Here is a 19,113-nt window from a genome sequence, read left to right as displayed (position 1 = left end):
AACCTTGCCCAGCTACGAGGAGATCCTCACCGAAATCGATGCCGTTCCCGCCACGGCGGTGGGCGGGGTCCGCGACATCCATTGGACGACTCCGGATAAGGTGATTGGCATCGCCAGAGACCAGGCCGGCCGCCTGGAACTCTTCCTCGCCGGCGCCGAACTGAAGGCTGCCTCACGGACGGTTCGAGAGTCCCTTGAGCATCACGAGTGGCATCGCAAGGCCAGTGCACCACTGCACGCTAACCGCCTAGTACTACCGGCTCTGGGCCACTTCGACCCGGTCGCCGCCTTCATCTGTGCCAACTTGCTGCGCAACGGCGCCGACGAAGACGTCGAGCACGCCTTTAGAGTGACCGAACCCATCATCGAGCTTGCGATTGAGCGCCTCCTGCTATCGGAGACTGCGCTGCTGGGGCTTCTTGGTGAACTGCTGCTGCTCAATTCCATGTGCCACCTAGCGCAGCCCTATCAGGTCGGCTCTGTCGTCTTGTCCTGGGACGGGTGGCGGCGGTCTTCACGCGACTTCCACTGGAACGGGACTGGCGTCGAGCTCAAAACCACCACGCGCTCGACGTCGAGCCATATGGTCCAAGGGGTCCATCAGATCGAGCCATCCGAAGGAGAGGACGGCATCTCGGCAGAAAACCGCCTCCTACTGGTCAGCGTCGGCCTGCAGCGCGCGAGCGAGGGACTGAACTCGATTTCCGTCCCGGACCTAGTGCAGCGGATTGTCAACCGGCTGGAGATCACCGGCAATGCCAGCGAAGTGCCGGAGTTCCTCACCAGGATCAGTCGCTACGGATCCGAGTCGGGATTCGGCTACGACCACACCTCGATGCAGCACGACGCGCCGTTCACTTCCAACTTCACGGTGGCGTTCTTCAGGGGATACGACATGGCTGACCCCGGGGTCGAAATCCTCCGGCGAGACGACGTGGCCAGGAGGCATCACGTCGAAATTCACTCAGTCGCTTTCCGCGTCAACCTGCCGGCCTCCATCAGCGGCACTAACCCGATCAACGGAGCTAATCAAGTCGCTGCGTCAGTCCTGGAGATCTGAAGCCTCTGGCGTAGGGATTCGCAAGGCAACTGCGGTCGCTCAGTAAAATTTCGGCATTCCCATCCACTTCAACTGCAGGCCAAGTTCCTCCGCTATTCTGTCGGCGACGTGCTTTGCTCCTGAGGTGTAAACGCGGAGGCAATTTATTGCACCATGTAGCACGAGTGAATGCTCTCCCGACTTGCGTTCTATCAGTACGTCGCTTGGCTGCGGGGAGCCTCCCGAACCAGAGAGAGGCCATCGTTCCGGATCGATGCCAGTGACGAGCCCATGAGTGATGCAATGGCGAACTTGCATCCAGGACTCAGATGCTTCCAGGACCTGATCCCAGTTGCTGTCAGATTCGTTGAACCAGCCAGAAGGCTTATCCTTGTCCGGCTTGTCGAACAGTCGAATTCCGAAGTCTGTTCCTAGTCGTCCGCTTATTGCTGGAAAGTCACGTCGAGCTGCTTTGGCCCAGTCCTTGATAGTGGGGTTGGTTAAGTCGGCTCGTCGAGCTATGTGAGCAAAACCGTGGCCTTGAATGTAGAGAGCAGATGCGAGGAAGTCTTCGGCGAAACCCTCGAACGTTGACATGGCGGTGAGAACGATGGGGGCACACAAGGAAGAGTACTGTTTCCTAGGGCGGCCTAGTCCTCTAGGGTGCAGCGAAATTAGATTCTTGGGATTTTGGAGCGACCTTACATATCGATCTACGCAGGCCTGGAGATCCGCTGGGAATGCTTCGTTCACTGGTCACTCCCTGAGAGAACTAGAATTTCCCGAATAATACTACGGCGGCGCAGGGGTCTGGGCTCACGCCACCCCGAGGCTGGCCGCCTCGATGGCCTCCGGAGACAGCACGTGCTCAGCGGCCATCGTGGCGGCCCCCAGGACGCCCGCCTGCGCCCCCGCCTTGGACGCCACGATCCGCAGGTGCTCGGTGGCCAACGGCAACGACCGCTGATAGACGACCTCCCGGATCCCCGCGAGCAGGTGCTCGCCGGCGTCGGCCAGGCGCCCACCGATGACTACGACCGAGGGGTTCATCAGGTTGACCATCGTCGCCAGCACCTCGCCGATGTCGCGACCGGCGCGGCGCACCTCCTGCACTGCCGAGGGATCGCCAGCGCGCACCAGCTCGACGACCCCTGCGGTCGAGTCCACCGCGACACCACCCGCAGCCAGCGCCGACGCCAGCGCAGGCCCGGCGGCGATCGCCTCCAGGCAGCCCTCGTTGCCGCACCGGCACATCACGCCGTCGCCGCTGCTGACCCGCACGTGCCCGAGGTCGCCGGCGGTGCCCTGCGCCCCGCGCTGCAGTCGTGACCCCGAGATGATGCCGGCACCGATGCCGGTGGCCACCTTGACCAGGATCAGGTCGTCCGCGGTGGGGAAGTAGGCACCGCGCTCACCCAGCGCCATGATGTTGACGTCGTTGTCGACGAGCACGGGCACGACATACGTCCGCTGCAGGTGGGCGGGCACGTCATACCTGTCCCACCCCGGCATGATCGGTGGGTTGATCGGTCGCCCGGTCGAGTGCTCGACCGGCCCCGGCAGGCCGATGCCCACCGCCGCCAGGTCGCCGACCGGCCGCCGCGCCTCGGCGAGCAGCTCGCCGACCGCCGAGGTCACCCACCCCAGGACCACCTCCGGCCCGTCGGCCACGTCCAGTTCCGCCCGGCGCTCGCCGAGCACCGTCCCGCTCAGGTCGGTCAGGGCAGCCACGGCGTGGGTGGCGCCCACGTCCACGCCCGCGACGACGCGGGCGGCAGGGTTGAGCGCGATGAGCGCCGGCGGCCGCCCACCCGTCGACCTCGCGCCCCCCACCGGCGCCACGAGCCCCATGCGCAGGAGCGTGTCGACGCGCGCCGCGACGGTCGACCGGGCCATCCCGGTCTCCTCCGCGAGCTGCGCCCGGGTCCGGGGCTGGCCGTCCCGCAGGAGCTCGAAGACGTCGCTGGTCCGCACGTCTGGAAGTAGACCACGGCCCCTTCTGCATGAGCAAGCACCAACTTTTGCCGAAGTCTCGACAAAAGCGAGTGAGCCGTGCCATAGTCACGTCTGTGACGTCCAACGACGCCGTCGCACCGACGGACAGCACCCCGCTACGGCAGCCCGTGCTGCGCGCCACCGGCCTGACCAAGCGCTTCTTCGGCAACGCCGTCCTCCAGGACGTGACCCTGGAGCTGCACCCGGGTCAGGTCCACGGCCTGGTGGGGGAGAACGGCGCCGGCAAGTCCACCCTGATGAAGATCCTGGCCGGCGTGCACCAGGCCGACGAGGGCACCGTCGAGATCGACGGCACGGCGCAGCACTTCACCCACCCCGTGCAGGCGCAGCAGGCCGGCTTGTCCACCGTGTTCCAGGAGTTCAACCTCCTGCCCGACCGCACGGTCGCGGAGAACATCTACCTCGGCCGCGAACCGCGCAAGGGCCCGCTCGTCGACACCGCCGCCATGACCCGGCATACCTCCGAGCTGCTGGACGGCCTCGGCGTCACCGGCCTCGAGCCCACCCGCACCGTCCGCTCCCTCTCCGTCGCCGAGCAGCAGATCGTCGAGATCGCCAAGGCGGTCAGCTACGACGCGCGCATCATCTCGATGGACGAGCCCACCGCCGCGCTCGCCGACCACGAGGTCGAGCTCCTCTACGCCATCATCCGGCGGCTGCTCGACCGCGACGTCGCCATCCTCTACGTCTCCCACCGGCTCAAGGAGATCTTCGACCTCTGCACCACCATCACCGTCCTCAAGGACGGGCAGCACGTCACCACCCAACCCGCCACCGAGCTCGACGAGTCCGCACTCGTCCGGCTCATGGTCGGCCGCGAGATGTCCGCCTTCTTCCCGGACCCGACCCCTGGCACCGAGGTCGGCGAGCCCGTGCTCACCCTCTCCGGCTCCGGCAACGGGTATGTCGACGGCATCGACCTCACGCTGCGCGCCGGTGAGATCGTCGGTCTCGCCGGGCTCCAGGGGTCGGGCCGCACCGAGCTCGTCGAGTCGATCTTCGGCGTGACGCCGCTGACCCGCGGCACGATGACCCTCGGCAGCGCCGACGGCACCGCGAAGCAGCTGACCATCAGCTCGCCGCGCCAGGCCATCCGCCGCGGCCTCGCGCTCATCACCGAGGACCGCAAGGCCAAGGGGCTGGCGCTGCAGCAGTCGATCCTCGACAACGCGCTCGGTGTCGTCCGCTCCGTCTTCCCGGGTCGCACGCCGCAGGCCCGGGCCGGTATGCCCGGCGTCTTCTCCTCGCTCGCCGTCGCCGCCCGCGCGATGGACCAGGAGGTGCAGTTCCTCTCCGGCGGCAACCAGCAGAAGGTCGTCCTGGCCCGCTGGCTGTCCACGAACCCCCAGGTCATGCTCATGGACGAGCCCACCCGCGGCATCGACGTCGGCGCCAAGCACGGCATCTACGAGCTCATGCGCGGCCTGGCCGCCCAGGGCGTCGGCATCCTCATGGTCTCCAGCGAGCTGCCCGAGGTCATCGGCATGTCCGACCGCATCCTCGTCATGCGCGACGGCCGCCTCGCCGGCGAGCTGCCCGCCGGGTCGTCCGAGGAGGACGTCCTCGCGCTGGCCACCGGCGCAGGCGAGAGTGCCGAGGAGGGGGCCGCATGAGCAGCGTCTCCAGGTTGCTGCCCACCCGCCTCACCAGCACCGGGATCGTCTACCTCGTCCTCGTGCTCGTCGTCGTCGCCGGCGCGATCATCACCGCCGCCGAGGGCCGCAACTTCTTCTCCGGCGGCAACATCTCCGCCATCCTCACCGGCACCTCGATCCTCGGCTTCATCGCGATCGGCCAGACGCTGGTCATCCTCGGCGGCAGCCTGGACCTCTCGGTGCCCTACGTCACCAGCCTCTCCAGCCTGGTCGCCGGCGTCATCATGGCCGGCCAGACCTCCAACATCGCCCTCGCCGTGCTCACCGCGCTCGGCGTCGCCGCGCTGATCGGCCTGGTCAACGGCCTGGTCGTGACCTACCTGCACGTCCACGGCTTCATCGCCACCCTCGGCATGGGCCTGATCCTCGCGGGCTACCTCGGCACCAACTACCGCGGCTCCGCCGGCTCCGCGCCCCGCGACTTCCGCCTCATCGGCGCGCTCAACATCGGCCCGGTCCCGCTCTCCACGCTCATCATGCTCGGCTGCGCGGTGCTGGTGATGCTGCTGCTGCGGCGCACCCGCATCGGCCACCACCTGTATGCCGTCGGCGGGCAGCGCGAGGTCGCGCGCCTCTCCGGCGTCCGCACCCAGCCGCCGCTGATCCTCGCGCACGTGCTCTGCTCGGTCCTCGCCGGGCTGGCCGGGCTGCTGCTGCTCGCCCGGCTCTCCGTCGGCAGCCCGACCATCGGCAGCCAGGGCGGCTACGACCTGATGTCGATCGCCGCCGTCGTCCTCGGTGGCACCGTGCTCGCCGGCGGCAAGGGCAACATCCTCGGCACCCTCGGCGGCGTCGCGATCTTCGCCGTCCTGGACAACGTCATGGGCGTCATGGAGCTCAACGCCTTCCTGCGCGACATCGTCCGCGGCCTGGTCATCGTCGTCGCCGTCGCGGTGTATGCCCGCCGCTCCACCGACACCCGGCCGCCGCGTTTCGCGCACCCGCCCGACGACGGCGGGGGACGGCATACCCTCGCCCCGACGACCGCGGGAGCGACCCGATGACCGCCGCGACCCCCACCACCGACACCGCGCCCCGCCCCGACCTCCCGTGGCACCAGGGCGGCGCCGCCGGGCGTGCGCTGCGCGCCCTCCGCACGCCCGGCGGCGCCGTCTTCGTCCTGGTCGCGGTGCTGCTCGTCGCGGTGATCGCCGCCAACCCCAACTTCGGCGAGCCCGGCTCGCTCATCCGCTTCATCGGCCGCACCGCGCCGGTCGCGATCGCCGCGATGGGGCAGTACTTCGTCATCGTCTCCGGCGAGTTCGACCTCTCGATGGCCGCCGTCGTCTCCATGCAGGTGGTCATCGCGGGCAACTTCATCGGCCAGGAGGAAGCGCGGATCATCCCCGGCCTGCTGCTCATGCTCGCTCTCGGCGCCCTGGTCGGCATCGTCAACGGGCTGGCCACGACGATCCTCAAGGTCCCCAGCTTCATCGTCACGCTCGGCACGATGCTGGCGCTCTCCGGGCTGGTCTTCTACCTCACCGGCGGCGCCGCGACCGGCAACCCGGTCGACACCTTCCGGCAGATCGGCCGCGGCGGCATCCGCGACGTGCCGGTGCTGGAGATCATCCCCTACCCGGCGATCATCCTGCTCGTCCTCGCCGTCGCCGCGGTCTGGCTGATGCGCCGACCGTTCGGCCGCACCCTCGTCGCCGTCGGCGACAACCCCGAGGCGGTGCGGCTCTCCGGCTCCGCGACCTGGTGGCTCAAGACCCGCGCCTTCATCCTGTCCTCGCTCGCCGCGACCGTCGCCGGGATCATCCTGGTGGGGTATGCCGGCGTCCACCCTTCCGTGGGGCAGGGGTATGAGTTCACCGCCATCACCGCCGTCGTCATCGGCGGCGTGGTGCTCGGCGGCGGGCGCGGCTGGGTCCTCTCCGCCGCCGCCGGCGCCTTCGCGCTCGAGCTGCTCTTCACCCTGCTCAACTTCGTCGGCGTCGCCTCCACCTGGAGGGACACGGTGCAGGGCGTGATCATCATCGTCGCCGTCGCCGCCGGGGCCCGCGCCTGGGCGGCCGGCCAGCGACGCCAGACCCGCAGCACCCCACAGACCACGCAGCAGAACCAACCCACCACCCAAGGAGATGCATGATGCGCACCACCCGAATCGGCGGCGCCGTCGCCGCCATGAGCGCGCTCGCCCTGCTGGCGGCGTGCTCCACCGATGCTTCGCTGGACGACCCGTCCGTGACCGAGTCGGCCGAGGACCCCGGCGCCGAGGAGGGCGCCGAGGGCGAGGGCGAGGGAGAAGCAGACGGAGAGGCCGACGAGTCCGACAGTGACGAGTGGTTCGTCCAGGCCGACTACGACACCCAGGACGAGCAGCGCTCGGCCACCTTCGAGGGTGACCCGGCGACGCCGTGGCTGCAGTACATCGACGGAGAGATGACCGACACCTCGGAGTTCGCCTCCGAGGGCGCCAAGAAGGTCTGCTTCGCCAACGCCTCGATCTCGAACCCGTGGCGCCAGACCGGCTGGATCACCATGAACGAGCAGCTCGGGGTGCTCCAGGAGTCGGGCGTCATCTCCGAGATGGAGACCCGTGACGCGCAGGACGACGACAACACCCAGATCGCGGACATCGACTACTTCATCGCCGAGGGCAACTGCGACGCCTTCGTCATCTCGCCGAACTCCACGGCCGCCATCACCCCGGCGGTCGAGCGGGCCTGCGACACCGGCCTGCCGGTCGTCGTCTTCGACCGTGGTGTCGACACCGACTGCGCCACCACCTTCATCCACCCGATCGGTGGGTATGCCTGGGGCATCGACACCGCCGAGTTCCTCTCCGAGAACCTCTCCGAGGGCGACAAGGTCGTCGCGCTGCGCATCCTGCCCGGCGTCGACGTGCTGGAGCACCGCTGGGCCGCGGCCGAGCGGATCTTCGAGGAGAACGGCATCGAGGCGGTCGACTACTTCACCGGCGCCGACCCGGCCGAGATCAAGAACATCCTCTCCGACGAGCTCGCCACCGGCGAGGTCCAGGGCGTGTGGATGGACGCCGGTGACGGCGCCGTCGCCGCCATCGAGGCCTTCGAGGACGCCGGCCAGGACTACCCGGTGATGACCGGTGAGGACGAGATGAGCTTCCTGCGCAAGTGGGAGGACACCGGCCTGACCGGCCTGGCCCCGGTCTACTCCAACTTCCAGTGGCGCACCCCGCTGCTGGCGGTGGAGATGATCTTCGCCGGCGAGGAGGTGCCCACCGAGTGGGTGCTCCCACAGGTGCCGATCACCGAGGACGAGCGCGCCGACTTCCTGGCCGCCAACGAGGGCATGCCCGACGGGCACTACGCCAAGTTCGGCGGCGAGGACCTGCCCGGCTACCCGCAGACCTGGCAGGACCGCGTCATCCCGTGATCCGTCCGATCGGGGTCAACACCTGGGTCTGGACGTCGCCGCTGCGCGACGTCCAGACCCGGAAGGTGCTCGATCGCGTCGCGGCCCTGGGCTTCGACGCGGTCGAGCTGCCGCTGGAGCAGCCCGGTGACCTCACCGTCGCCACGACCCGGGCGGCGCTGGAGGAGACCGGGCTCGCGGCATACGTCGTGGGCGCGATGGCGCCCGGCCGCGACCTGGTCGAGGCCGACGCCGCCACCGTCGCGGCGACCCAGGACTACCTGCGAGAGTGCATCGACCTCGCGCACGGCATCGGGGCGCCCGCGGTGTGCGGGCCGTTCTACGCCGCCACCGGCCGGGTATGGCGGATGTCGCCGCAGCAGCGTGACACCGCCTACGCGCAGTGGCGGGACAACCTGGCCCCGGTGGTCGAGCACGCCGCCGCGGCCGGGGTGGCCATCGGCATCGAGCCGCTCAACCGCTACGAGACGTCCCTGGTCAACACGGTCGACCAGGCGCTCGAAGGGCTGGCTGAGCTGCTGGGGCCGTCCCTCGGTCTCGCGCTGGACACCTACCACCTGGGCATCGAGGAGCGGGACTCCGCCGACGCGGTCCGCCGGGCGGGCGAGCACCTCGTGCACGTCCAGGTCTGCGGCAACGACCGCGGCGCACCCGGCGGCGACCAGACCGACTGGGTCGCCCTGGTCCGGGCGCTGGACGAGGTCGGGTATGCCGGCCCGCTCGACATCGAGAGCTTCACCGCCGACAACGACACCATCGCCACCGCCGCCTCGATCTGGCGGCCGCTGGCCCCGACCCAGGACGCCCTGGCCGCCGACGGCCTGGCCTTCCTGCGGTCGCTGACGGGAGGGGACGACGCATGACCGAGCACGCACCGGCGACCGGACAGGCCTTCGGGGTGGCCGTGATCGGCTACTCCTTCATGGGCCGGGCCCACTCCAACGCCTGGCGCAACGTCGGCGCCTTCTACCCCGACGTGCCAGGAGTCCGGATGCAGACCCTCGTGGGCCGCGACGGGGCAGCCGTGACCGCCGCCGCGGCCGAGCTCGGCTGGGCCGACGCCGCGACCGACTGGCGCGAGGTGATCGAGCGCGACGACATCGACATCGTCGACGTCTGCACCCCCGGCCACCTGCACGCCGAGGTAGCGCTTGCCGCGCTGGCCGCGGGCAAGCACGTGCTGGTGGAGAAGCCGCTGGCCAACACCGTCGCCGACTGCGAGCGGCTGGTGGCCGCGGCGGCCGCCGACGGTGCCGGGCGGGTGATGCTCGGCCACAACTACCGCCGCGTGCCCGCGCTCGCGCTCGCCCGCGACCTCATCGCGCAGGGCCGGATCGGCGAGGTCCGCCAGGTCCGCCTCGCCTACCTGCAGGACTGGCTCGCCGACGCCGAGGCGCCGATGACCTGGCGGCTGCGCAAGGAGACCGCCGGCTCCGGCGTCCTCGGCGACCTCGGCTCGCACGCCGTCGACCAGCTGCACTTCCTGCTCGGCGAGCCGGTGAGCGCCGTGCGTGGCGAGCTGCGCACCTTCGTCACCGAGCGCCCGGGGGAGGGAGATGACGGAGCGCTGGAGCAGGTGACCGTCGACGACGCGGCCTGGGCCACGCTGCACACCCCCTCCGGCGTGGTCGCCAGCCTGGAGGTGAGCCGGATGGCCACCGGGCGGAAGAACTCGCTGATGATCGAGGTCTACGGCACGGCCGGCTCGATCCGCTTCGACCTCGAGCGGCTCAACGAGCTCGAGGTGTGCGAGGTCGGCGACGGGCCGGCCCAGGGATCCACCCGCGTGCTGGTCACCGAGGCGGACCAGCCCTACGTCGGCGCCTGGTGGCCCCCCGGCCACATCGTCGGCTGGGACTCCACCTTCACCTCCCAGGCGGCGGACTTCCTCCGCGCCATCGGCACGGGTGCGCAGATCCACCCCAGCTTCGCCGACGGGCTCGCCGTCCAGCGGGTGCTCGCGGCGATCGAGACCAGCAGCGCGGGCGGCGGCATACCCGTCGACGTGGCACCCTGACCCGAGGCGACAAGGAGCACGACATGGCACGCACGTTCACCCTCTTCACCGGCCAGTGGGCCGACCTCACCCTGGAGGAGGTGGCCGAGCTCGCCGCCGGGTGGGGCTACGACGGGCTGGAGATCGCGGTCTCCGGCGAGCACCTGGACGCCTGGCGGTGGGACGACGAGGAGTATGTCGAGGGTCGGCTGGAGATCCTGCGGCGGCACGGTCTCGGGGTGTGGGCGATCTCCAACCACCTCAAGGGCCAGGCGGTCTGCGACGACCCGATCGACGAGCGGCACCAGGCGATCGTCGGCTCGAAGGTCTGGGGCGACGGCGACCCCGAGGGCGTGCGGCAGCTGGCCGCCGAGGAGCTGAAGCTCACCGCCCGGCTGGCGCAGCGGATGGGCGTCGACACGGTCGTCGGCTTCACCGGCTCCTCGATCTGGCAGTACGTCGCGATGTTCCCGCCCGTGCCGGCGGAGCGGATCGAGGCGGGCTACCAGGACTTCGCCGACCGGTGGAACCCGATCCTCGACGTCTTCGACGAGTGTGGCGTCCGCTTCGCCCACGAGGTGCACCCGAGCGAGATCGCCTACGACTACTGGTCCACCGTGCGGGCGCTGGAGGCGATCGGGCACCGGGAGGCCTTCGGGCTGAACTGGGACCCGAGCCACATGATGTGGCAGGACATCGACCCGGTGGCCTTCATCACCGACTTCGCCGACCGGATCTACCACGTGGACTGCAAGGACACCCGGATGCGGGTCGGCGGCGGCCGCAACGGGCGGATGGGCAGCCACCTGCCCTGGGGCGACCAGCGGCGGGGCTGGGACTTCGTGTCCACCGGCCGCGGCGACGTGCCCTGGGAGGACTGCTTCCGCGCGCTCGCCGGCGCCGGGTATACCGGTCCCATCTCGGTGGAGTGGGAGGACGCCGGCATGGACCGGCTGCACGGCGCCAAGGAGGCGCTGGACTACCTCAAGGCGCTGGACTACCCGCCGTCGACGGCCTCCTTCGACGCCGCCTTCAGCCAGGACTGATCCCGCGCCGAGCCCCTGCCCCTCCGCCCGGGACCAACGTCGGGATAGCACAAGCCTCATCGGGAAACTTCCCGATGAGGCTTGTGCTATCCCGACGTTGGTCCGGGTTCTCGACCGACCTCCTGCACGATCCTCCTGCACGATTTCGACTGCTGGGCTGTTCGCCATGGCGAGCAATCCAGTAGTCGAATTCCGGCGGGCCGGGAATCTGCGCGGCCGGCGGACGGTTGGAGCAGGGAGAGCCGCGACGCAGGACGTTGTCGCGGCTTCGCTGTTCACCGAAACCCCACAGAGGAGCATCAGTGACCACCACCACACCAGCCCTCGCCGCCGCCTCGGTCGGAGCCGACTTCGAGCGGGTGCAGATCGAGCGCCGCGACCTGCGACCGGACGACGTGCGCATCGACATCCGTTGGGCCGGCATCTGCCACACCGACATCCACATCACCCGGGACGAGTGGGGCGGCACGATCTACCCGCTCACCCCCGGCCACGAGATCCTCGGCACCGTCACCGAGGTCGGTCCGGAGGTGACCGCCCACGCCGTCGGTGACGTCGTCGGGGTCGGCTGCCTCGTCGACTCCTGCGGCGAGTGCGCGCCCTGCCGGGACGGCGAGGAGCAGTACTGCGCCAAGGGCGCCGTCCAGACCTACGGCCAGGAGGACTACCACGGCGAGGTCACCAAGGGTGGCTACAGCGGTGAGGTCGTCGTCCGCGACCGCTTCGTCGTGAAGATCCCCGGCTCCTACGACGAGTCCGACCACGCCGCGGTGACGCCGCTGCTGTGCGCCGGCATCACGACATACCACCCGCTCAAGGAGAACGGCGTGGGCCCCGGCTCCCGGGTCGGCGTCATCGGCATGGGCGGCCTCGGGCACGTCGCGGTGAAGATCGCCGCCGCCATGGGCGCTGACGTCACCGTGCTGAGCCGCACCGACAGCAAGAAGCAGGACGGTATGTCGTTCGGCGCCAAGGACTTCCGCGCCACCGAGGACGGCACGGCGTTCGAGGAGCTCGCCGGCAGCTTCGACCTCCTGGTCAACACCGTGGGCTCGGGCATCCCGCTGGACTCCTACATGGGTCTGCTCGACCGCGGCGGGGTCCTGGCCAACGTCGGCGCCCCCGAGGACTCGCTGCAGGTCAGCGCCTTCTCACTGCTCGCCAACCGGCGCTCGATCAGGGGCAACATGATCGGTGGCCTGCCCGAGCACCAGGAGATGATCGACTTCTGCGCCGAGCACGGCATCACCGCCACCGTCGAGGTCATCGACGCCGGTCAGGTCGACGACTACTACGACAAGGTCGTGGCCGGAGACGTGCGCTACCGCGCCGTCATCGACACGCAGACGCTGGCGGGCTGACCCGCCCGGCCACCCGCGGGACTGGCCACCCCGGCCCGCCCACCCACACCGCGGGACCAACGTCGGGATAGCACAAGCCTCATTGGGAAGTATGCCGATGAGGCTTGTGCTATCCCGACGTTGGTCCGGGCTCTGGGGAGGGGCGGAGGGCTGATCGCTCAGAAGCTGGAGGAGCTCCCGGCTCCGCTGAAGCCGCCCGCGGAGTAGCCGGCGGTCGCCCCGCCGCCCGCGGCGGACGCGATCTGCTGGGTGCCGTCGGACACCCCGCTGCTCATCGCCGCCACCGGGAAGAAGGTCCACGCGGGGTAGGCGGTGCCGATGATCGAGGGTTCCGGGCGGGCGCCCGCACGCTGCTCGGCCAGCGATGTGCGCAGCGTCTCCCGCTGCGACTCGTCCTTGCCGACCGCCTGGACGACCTCGTCCGACAGCTCCTCGAGATGCGTGCTGAGCTGGTCCCGGACCTCGCGGAGCGTGTCGAGCGCGTCGTCGGGGGAGACCTGGCCACCCTCGAGCCCGGCCTGCACCTCGTCCAGCCGACCCAGCGCCTGGGTGGCGAAGCCGTCCAGCGTCGCACCCGCCGGCAGGTCCCGGGCCTGCTCCGGCAGCTCCTCGCCCAGCAGCGGGCCGAGCCGCTCGAGGTCCTCCCGCAGCGGGTCGACCTGCCGGCCCCACGCCTCGCGCCAGTCCGGGTCCTGGTTGAGGAAGATGGCGGTGTCGGCGATGGCGTCGTCCAGGTGGTCCAGCTCGACCGCCTTCTCCTGGTATGCCGTGAGCTCGTCCGCGGTCGCCTTGCGGTTGTAGGTCCTGGGTTCCAGCCGGGCCACCTGCTCGCCCATCGCGCTCAGCTCCCGCACCCCGCGGCGGTAGTCGTCGAAGCGGCGCAGCACCTCGAAGCCGTAGCGGGACTCGTCGGGGATCCGCTTGGCGTGCCGCTCGGTCGCGGCGGCGTCCTGCTGCACGTCCGCCAGCCGCCGGTCCGCGTCCTCCCGGAGCCGCCGGCTGGACGCGGACCTGGCCACGCCTATCCCGAGCCAGGTCCCACCCGCGGCCAGGATGCCTCCGACCCCCACGGCGCCGAGGGCGATGCCACCGGCGCTGCGCATGAAGGGGGCGTTGATCCGCCGTGCGCCGGCCTCGATGCCGGCGACGGCCCCCTCGGTCCAGCGGCCGGCCCGGAAGTCGTCCTTGGTGGCGTCCTGGATGTCGAGCTGCTCGTCTTCGCCCACGGCGCGGTCGTCGCCGAAGTAGGTGCCGACGAGCCGGGCCTCGGGATCCACCGCCAGGATGTAGAGCCCGTCGGCCCACGTCTGCCGGTCCTGGCTCAACCACTCCGGTCGTGACTCCTCGGCGTGCGCGAGGACCGCGTCGTTGAGCGACTGGTCGCCCGCGTCACTGCCGCCGCGGTGGGTGAAGACCACCACCTGCGTGGGGTCGTGGAACTCGACCTCGTCCACGGCCGCCTCGAGCTGGTCGGCGTCCATGATCTGCGCCGTGTCCTCCAGGACGAGCTCCGTGGCCGACTGCTCCGGCGCCTGGGCCACGAACAGCCCGAGGGCCGTGCCGCCCACGGCCAGCAGGGCCACACCGCTCACCCCGGCACGAGCCAGGTTCGACAGCCCGCGCGACCTCGGTGCTCCGTCCATCTGCGTCGTCATACCCGGCAGTCTGCCCGGCAGGGACCGAGAGCACATCGCCCGGCCGGACGAGATGCCTCCGTCTCCGGACCGAGATCGCGCCCGCGTGCCCTGCCGGGCCGGGCTCAGCGGTGCGGGTCGTGGTGGTGGCTCACCGGGCGCCAGCCGAAGGCGAGGGCGAAGGCGATGCCGGTCGCGGCATACAGCCAGTTGTCGAGCGCCAGCGCGAGCGCCACCCCGCAGGTCAGACCGAGGATGAGCGCCTGCCAGGAAGCGGATCGTGTCGTGGACCGGGTGGTCGTCGTCGTGTTCATGGCCCCACCATGTCCGGGCCCGACCGTGGTCGTCGTCGTCCCCAGGGTGGAACCTGCGTCGTCCCACGGGTGGACCTCGCCAGGTCCGGGGCCGGACGCGCGGGCGCTCAGGTCCGGGAGAGCCGGGAGAGCACCCGCTCCTCGGCGTCCGGTCCGCCGGAGACCGACGGGACCCGGATGAGCAGCAGGACTCCCAGCAGCCACCAGAGGCCGAAGAGCACCCACGGCGCCGCCGGGAGGGACGACGGCATACCGGGCAGGTAGAGGGTGGCCAACCCGGCGGTGAGCACCAGGGCGACCACGCCGATGCCGACACCCCCGCCCCCGGCGCCGCCGATCCGCAGCGGCCGGTCCATCCCCGGCTCGCGGCGGCGCAGCACCAGGAAGGCCACGGTCACGAGGAGGTAGCCGAGCACGATCGAGGGCGACCCGGAGTCCACCAGCCAGCCGAGCGCGTCGGCACCCAACCAGGGTGCCGCCGCCGACAGCGCGCCGATGAAGAGCAGCGCGGCGGTCGGCGTCCGGAAGCGGGGGTGCAGCCGCCCGAAGACGGCCGGCATCATGCCCGAGCGGCCCAGGGCGTAGAGCAGCCGCGACCCGCCGATGAGGAAGGCGTTCCACGAGGTGAGGATGCCGGCGATGCCCCCGGCGACCAGCACCGTGGCGAAGGCGTCGGACCCCCAGAGTGCCGCCATCGCGTCAGCCGTGGCGAGGTCGGACTCCACCAGGGTGCCCCGGTCCATCGCCAGCCCGGAGGCCCCGACGATGATGATGTAGAACAGCGCGGCCAGGGAGACGGACAGCACGATCAGCTTGCCGATCATCGGGAAGGGCAGGTCGATCTCCTCCGCGGACTGCGGGATGACGTCGAAGCCCACGAAGAGGAAGGGCACCACCACCAGGACCGCGGCGAAGCCCCCGAAGCCGCCGGTGAACAGCGGCTCCGCGTGGTCCAGCGACCCGCCCACGCCCGCGCCGACGAGCATCAGCCCGGCGATGACGACGAGGAAGAGCACGATGAAGGTCTGGATCATCGACGCGGGCCGGATGCCCACGATGTTGACCGCGGTCAGCGCCACCGCCGCCAGGGTCCCGACGACGCCCCACCCGAGGTAGACCGGTGAGCCCGCGACCGACCACAGCTGCACCGACTCCAACGACGGGAAGAGGTATGCCGCCGTGCGAGGCAGGGCGACCGCCTCGAAGGCGGCGATGGTCACGTAGCCGCCCACCAGGGCCCAGGACGCGACGAACGCCCAGCGCGACCCCATCGCCCGCATCACGTAGTTGTGCTCACCGCCGGCGTGCGGCATGGCGGCGACGAGCTCGGCATACGTGAGGCCGATGAGCGCCATGATGACGCCGCCGACGACGAAGGCCAGGACCGCGCCGAGGGTGCCCGCCGCGACCAGCCACTCCCCGGTCAGCACGACCCACCCGAAGCCGATCATCGCCCCGAACCCGATCGCCAGGGCGTCCCAGCGCCCCAGCTGTCGGACGAACCCTGTGCTGGTGTCTGCGGCCATGGCTTGACGCTACGTCATCGCGGCCCGGGAGAGAGGGCATACGGCACGCCTCAGACGCCCCTTGACGTGACGTCCGGCGCTCGGTGCGCAAGGGTAGAGGGATGTTCAGCGAAGGCCAGCAGACCGTCCTCGCCGTCACCACGGTGATCTACTTCCTCGTCCTGCTCGGGGCGTCGGTGTGGATCGGCACCCGGCACATCCGCACCTACGACGACTACAACGTCGCCTCCCGCAACGTCTCGCTCTTCCCGCTGATCCTCACCTACGTCGGCACCGCCATCGGCGGGTCGCTGCTGCTCGGCATCATGACCAACGGCTACGTCTCCGGCATGGGACAGCAGTGGTTCAACATCGCGATCTTCGTGGTGAGCGTGCTCATGGCGGTCTTCGTCATGAGGCGGGTCCGGGAGATGGGGGAGCGGCACCGCTACGTCACCATCGGCGACTTCTCGGCGCACCGCTTCGGGAGCGCCGCCCGCCTCCCGACCACCCTGTCCGTGCTCACCGCCTACTGCGCCGTCACCGGGATGCAGTTCGTCGCGATCGCGCTGGTGCTCGACCTGGTCGCCGGCATACCCCTGACCCAGGGCATCGTCATCTCCTGGCTGATGCTCACGCTCAAGACCGTCTTCGGCGGGCTCAAGGCGGTGATCTGGCAGGACGCCGTGCACGGGACGCTGCAGACGGTCGCCATCTTCGGGCTCTTCGTGCTGGTGCTCGTGGTGGTCGGCGACGTCTCCACCGTGACCGACACCGCGCGCGCCGCCGGGCAGGAGCAGATGACCAGCCTCTTCGGCATCGGCGCCGCCGAGGTGGCGGTGTATGCCCTCACCGTCGGGGCGTACCAGATCGTCCGGCAGGACCTGTGGCAGCGGGCGTGGGCCGGGCGCGACCTGCGCACCGTGATGACCGGCTACTGGATCTCGGTCGCGCTGATGACGGTCACCATCGTCATGGTCGTGTGGGTCGGGGTGTGGGCGCGCTTCGGGCTGCAGATCAAGTCGGCGGACCCGGCGCTCATCTACTACGAGGTGATCGGCGAGCTGCTGCCCTTCCCGCTCGTGGTCGTGCTCATCGTGGCGCTCATGGCGACGGTGATCTCCTGCGCCGACTCGTTCTTCATGTGCGGCGCGTCCTCCATCGTCAACGACGTCATCCGGCCCCGGCTCGCGCGCGACGTCTCGCAGCGGTCGCTGCTGTGGTGGAGCCGTGCGGCGGTGGTCATCACCTCGGTGATCGCCCTGGTGCTGGCGCTGGCGGTGCCGCGCCTGGTCGAGCTGTGGGTGACGGGGACGGCGATGCTCGTCTCCGGGCTGCTCTTCCCGACGGTGATGGCGCTCTACCTGCCGCGCGTGTCCGGCCGGGCCGGCGTGGTCTCGATGTGGGCCGGTCTCGGCGTGGCGGTCGGCTGGGCGATCTTCGGCGGGTCGACCGGCATCCACCCGGTCTTCCTGGGCTTCCCGGTGAGCGTGGTCACCTACCTCGTGGTCCACGCGATCGACGCCCGGGCCGGCTCCCTGGTGGAGTATGCCGGTGTCCCGCCGGAGGAGGACCCGGCCACCGCGGGGCCCGAGCGGGTGGCCCGAGCCTCCGCCGTCCGGTAGCCGTCGACGTCCGGCGGCTCAGAACCGGGAGGAGCTCCCGGCGCCGCTGAAGCTGCCGCCGCTGCTGCTGTAGCCGGAGGCCGAGCCGCCGCTCGACCCGGCCCGGCTCTCCGTGAGGGCGCTCGCACCCGCGGTCAGGCCGCTGCGGAAGGAGTCGACGGGATACCACGTCCAGCTCGGGTGGGTGGTGGTGAGGATGGTGACCTCGGGCCGGCGTCGGGACCGCTCCTCGCGCATCGCCTTCTTCATCGCGATGCGCTCGTCCTTGGTCCTGCCGATCTCCTCGGCGACGGCGGACGCGAGCGCGTCGAGCCGGTCGCTGAGCCCGTCCCGGGTCCGCTTCAGCTCGTCGAGCGCGTCGTCGGGGGAGACCTCCTCCTGCTCCAGCTGGGCGCGCAGCTGGTCGAGCAGGGCCAGGCCCGAGGTGGCGTACTCCCGCAGCCGCTGGGCCTGCGCCAGGCCGCGGCCCTCCGCGGGCACGTCGTCGCCGAGCATGGGGTCGACCCCTTCCAGGTCCGCGCGCACCGGGGACTCCTGGCGCTCCCACGCCTCCCGCCACAGCCGGTCCCGACCGAGGAAGGCGGCCGTGTCGGCGATGACGTCGTCCAGGTGGTCCATCGACCTCGCCTGGTCGCGGTATGCCGTCAGCCGGCCCAGCGCGGCCTTGGTGTTGTAGTCGTCCTCGGGGATCCCGCGCACCTCGTTGCCCAGCTCGGTGAGGGTCCGCACGCCCTGGGTGTACTCGTCGAAGCGGCGCAGGACGAGCCCGCCGTAGCGGGACTCCTCGGGGATGAGCCGGGCGTGCAGCTCGGTGACGTCCACGTCCGCGATGACGCTGGCCATCAGCCGGTCGCCCTCGGACCGCAGCTCGCGGCTGCGCCGGGCGCGGTTCGCCCCCGTGCCCCACCAGGCGGCACCACCGATCGCGGTGCCGACCACCCCCACGCCGGCCAGGAGCATACCGGGGACCGTGCGCAGGAAGGGGGCGTTCATCCGGGCGGCGGCCTCCTCCACCCCGACGACCGCGCCTTCGGTCCACTGCCCCTGCCGGAGGTCGTCCTTGGTGGCGTCCTGGATGTCGAGCTGGCGGTCCTGCGAGACCTTCCGGTTCTCGCCGAAGTAGGTCCCGACCAGGCGCCCTTCGGGGTCCACCCCGAAGATGTAGAGGTCGTCGGCCCACTTCTGCTCGTCGTCGGAGAGCCACTCGGGGCGGTCGGCGCGGGCGTGCGCCAGCACCGCCTCGTTGAGCGCGTAGTCGTCGGTCGTGGCCTCCACGCCACCGCGGTGGGTGAAGATCGCGACATCCGTGGGCTCGTGGAAGCGGACGTCCGTGAGGGCGCTCTCCACCGTCGGGGCGTGCAGGATCCCGGCGTCGTCGTCGATGACCAGGCTGGTCGCCTCGTGCTCGGGAGCCCCCAGCAGGAACCCACCGATCCCGACGCCGGCCACTCCCACGAGCGCGGCGCCGCTCACCAGGCCGCGGCGAGCATTCGACATACGACGTCCTCCCCGTCGCCGGCCGGGTGCCGACGACCTCTGTCACCCTACTGACTCGATTC

General features: G+C 70.5%; 16 protein-coding genes. 10 read left to right on the top strand and 6 right to left on the bottom strand.

Annotated elements, in window-relative coordinates:
* The first annotated feature begins 4 nt into the window (after positions 1 to 4).
* The gene (locus tag FXF60_RS05295; RefSeq protein WP_151524215.1) at positions 5 to 1,060 is read left to right on the top strand and encodes a PD-(D/E)XK motif protein; all 1,056 of its coding nucleotides are present in this window, start codon (positions 5 to 7) and stop codon (positions 1,058 to 1,060) included.
* Between the two features lie 39 nt (positions 1,061 to 1,099).
* On the opposite strand, the gene FXF60_RS05290 is transcribed toward FXF60_RS05295, so the two are convergent.
* Entirely contained in the window at positions 1,100 to 1,636 is a 537-nt protein-coding gene (locus FXF60_RS05290; protein ID WP_151524214.1) for a hypothetical protein, read from the bottom strand.
* A 219-nt stretch (positions 1,637 to 1,855) separates the two neighbouring features.
* Entirely contained in the window at positions 1,856 to 3,013 is a 1,158-nt protein-coding gene (locus FXF60_RS05285) for an ROK family transcriptional regulator (protein ID WP_151524213.1), read from the bottom strand.
* 95 nt (positions 3,014 to 3,108) lie between these two features.
* Here FXF60_RS05285 and FXF60_RS05280 point away from each other — a divergent pair, with 95 nt between their 5' ends.
* From FXF60_RS05280 to FXF60_RS05245, 8 genes are all read left to right on the top strand, one after another.
* Positions 3,109 to 4,668, top strand: coding sequence for a sugar ABC transporter ATP-binding protein (locus FXF60_RS05280; RefSeq protein WP_238335717.1), 1,560 nt, complete (start codon positions 3,109 to 3,111; stop codon positions 4,666 to 4,668).
* Positions 4,665 to 5,714, top strand: coding sequence for an ABC transporter permease (locus FXF60_RS05275; RefSeq protein WP_151524211.1), 1,050 nt, complete (start codon positions 4,665 to 4,667; stop codon positions 5,712 to 5,714). The genes FXF60_RS05280 and FXF60_RS05275 overlap by 4 nt, the downstream gene beginning before the upstream one ends.
* Complete coding sequence (locus tag FXF60_RS05270) at positions 5,711 to 6,805, top strand: ABC transporter permease (protein WP_151524210.1); 1,095 nt, start codon at positions 5,711 to 5,713, stop codon at positions 6,803 to 6,805. The genes FXF60_RS05275 and FXF60_RS05270 overlap by 4 nt, the downstream gene beginning before the upstream one ends.
* A complete protein-coding gene (locus FXF60_RS05265) occupies positions 6,802 to 8,073 on the top strand; it encodes a substrate-binding domain-containing protein (RefSeq protein ID WP_192796604.1) in 1,272 nt (423 codons plus the stop codon). Before FXF60_RS05270 ends, FXF60_RS05265 begins: the two co-directional genes overlap by 4 nt.
* Positions 8,070 to 8,936 carry a sugar phosphate isomerase/epimerase family protein gene (locus tag FXF60_RS05260; RefSeq protein WP_202879564.1) on the top strand — a complete coding sequence of 289 codons (867 nt, stop codon included), beginning with the start codon at positions 8,070 to 8,072 and terminating at the stop codon, positions 8,934 to 8,936. Before FXF60_RS05265 ends, FXF60_RS05260 begins: the two co-directional genes overlap by 4 nt.
* On the top strand, positions 8,933 to 10,090 hold the full coding sequence (locus tag FXF60_RS05255) for a Gfo/Idh/MocA family protein (RefSeq protein ID WP_151524208.1): 1,158 nt from the start codon (positions 8,933 to 8,935) through the stop codon (positions 10,088 to 10,090). The genes FXF60_RS05260 and FXF60_RS05255 overlap by 4 nt, the downstream gene beginning before the upstream one ends.
* A gap of 23 nt (positions 10,091 to 10,113) precedes the next feature.
* Positions 10,114 to 11,115 carry a sugar phosphate isomerase/epimerase family protein gene (locus FXF60_RS05250; protein ID WP_151524207.1) on the top strand — a complete coding sequence of 334 codons (1,002 nt, stop codon included), beginning with the start codon at positions 10,114 to 10,116 and terminating at the stop codon, positions 11,113 to 11,115.
* Positions 11,116 to 11,417: 302 nt separating this feature from the next.
* Positions 11,418 to 12,476, top strand: coding sequence for an NAD(P)-dependent alcohol dehydrogenase (locus tag FXF60_RS05245; protein ID WP_151524206.1), 1,059 nt, complete (start codon positions 11,418 to 11,420; stop codon positions 12,474 to 12,476).
* A gap of 158 nt (positions 12,477 to 12,634) precedes the next feature.
* Here the strand turns inward: FXF60_RS05245 and FXF60_RS05240 are convergent, their stop codons facing one another.
* From FXF60_RS05240 to FXF60_RS05230, 3 genes are all read right to left on the bottom strand, one after another.
* Positions 12,635 to 14,131 carry a DUF5129 domain-containing protein gene (locus FXF60_RS05240; RefSeq protein WP_192796603.1) on the bottom strand — a complete coding sequence of 499 codons (1,497 nt, stop codon included), beginning with the start codon at positions 14,129 to 14,131 and terminating at the stop codon, positions 12,635 to 12,637.
* Positions 14,132 to 14,235: 104 nt separating this feature from the next.
* On the bottom strand, positions 14,236 to 14,424 hold the full coding sequence (locus tag FXF60_RS05235; RefSeq protein ID WP_151524204.1) for a hypothetical protein: 189 nt from the start codon (positions 14,422 to 14,424) through the stop codon (positions 14,236 to 14,238).
* Positions 14,425 to 14,531: 107 nt separating this feature from the next.
* Positions 14,532 to 15,950: an APC family permease gene (locus FXF60_RS05230; RefSeq protein WP_151524203.1), complete on the bottom strand. Its 1,419-nt coding sequence runs from the start codon at positions 15,948 to 15,950 to the stop codon at positions 14,532 to 14,534.
* Between the two features lie 101 nt (positions 15,951 to 16,051).
* Here FXF60_RS05230 and FXF60_RS05225 point away from each other — a divergent pair, with 101 nt between their 5' ends.
* Positions 16,052 to 17,554: a sodium:solute symporter family protein gene (locus FXF60_RS05225; protein WP_151524202.1), complete on the top strand. Its 1,503-nt coding sequence runs from the start codon at positions 16,052 to 16,054 to the stop codon at positions 17,552 to 17,554.
* 18 nt (positions 17,555 to 17,572) lie between these two features.
* On the opposite strand, the gene FXF60_RS05220 is transcribed toward FXF60_RS05225, so the two are convergent.
* Positions 17,573 to 19,051, bottom strand: a complete 1,479-nt coding sequence (locus tag FXF60_RS05220; RefSeq protein WP_151524201.1) for a DUF5129 domain-containing protein — start codon at positions 19,049 to 19,051, stop codon at positions 17,573 to 17,575.
* Between the last annotated feature and the right edge of the window lie 62 nt (positions 19,052 to 19,113).

Origin of the sequence: Serinicoccus kebangsaanensis (assembly GCF_008919445.1) — a bacterium.
GTDB lineage: Bacteria > Actinomycetota > Actinomycetes > Actinomycetales > Dermatophilaceae > Ornithinicoccus > Ornithinicoccus kebangsaanensis.
The sequence above is the reverse complement of the archived record's forward strand: the minus strand, read 5'-3'. Positions and strand labels throughout refer to the sequence as shown.

Excerpts from the sequence above, each read along its gene's own strand:
- FXF60_RS05290 (WP_151524214.1), bottom strand. The coding sequence starts at position 1,636 with ATGTCAACGTTCGAGGGTTTCGCCGAAGACTTCCTCGCATCTGCTCTC.
- FXF60_RS05275 (WP_151524211.1), top strand. The coding sequence starts at position 4,665 with ATGAGCAGCGTCTCCAGGTTGCTGCCCACCCGCCTCACCAGCACCGGG.
- FXF60_RS05270 (WP_151524210.1), top strand. The coding sequence starts at position 5,711 with ATGACCGCCGCGACCCCCACCACCGACACCGCGCCCCGCCCCGACCTC.
- FXF60_RS05265 (WP_192796604.1), top strand. The coding sequence starts at position 6,802 with ATGATGCGCACCACCCGAATCGGCGGCGCCGTCGCCGCCATGAGCGCG.
- FXF60_RS05255 (WP_151524208.1), top strand. The coding sequence starts at position 8,933 with ATGACCGAGCACGCACCGGCGACCGGACAGGCCTTCGGGGTGGCCGTG.
- FXF60_RS05250 (WP_151524207.1), top strand. The coding sequence starts at position 10,114 with ATGGCACGCACGTTCACCCTCTTCACCGGCCAGTGGGCCGACCTCACC.
- FXF60_RS05240 (WP_192796603.1), bottom strand. The coding sequence starts at position 14,131 with ATGACGACGCAGATGGACGGAGCACCGAGGTCGCGCGGGCTGTCGAAC.
- FXF60_RS05235 (WP_151524204.1), bottom strand. The coding sequence starts at position 14,424 with ATGAACACGACGACGACCACCCGGTCCACGACACGATCCGCTTCCTGG.
- FXF60_RS05230 (WP_151524203.1), bottom strand. The coding sequence starts at position 15,950 with ATGGCCGCAGACACCAGCACAGGGTTCGTCCGACAGCTGGGGCGCTGG.
- FXF60_RS05225 (WP_151524202.1), top strand. The coding sequence starts at position 16,052 with ATGTTCAGCGAAGGCCAGCAGACCGTCCTCGCCGTCACCACGGTGATC.
- FXF60_RS05220 (WP_151524201.1), bottom strand. The coding sequence starts at position 19,051 with ATGTCGAATGCTCGCCGCGGCCTGGTGAGCGGCGCCGCGCTCGTGGGA.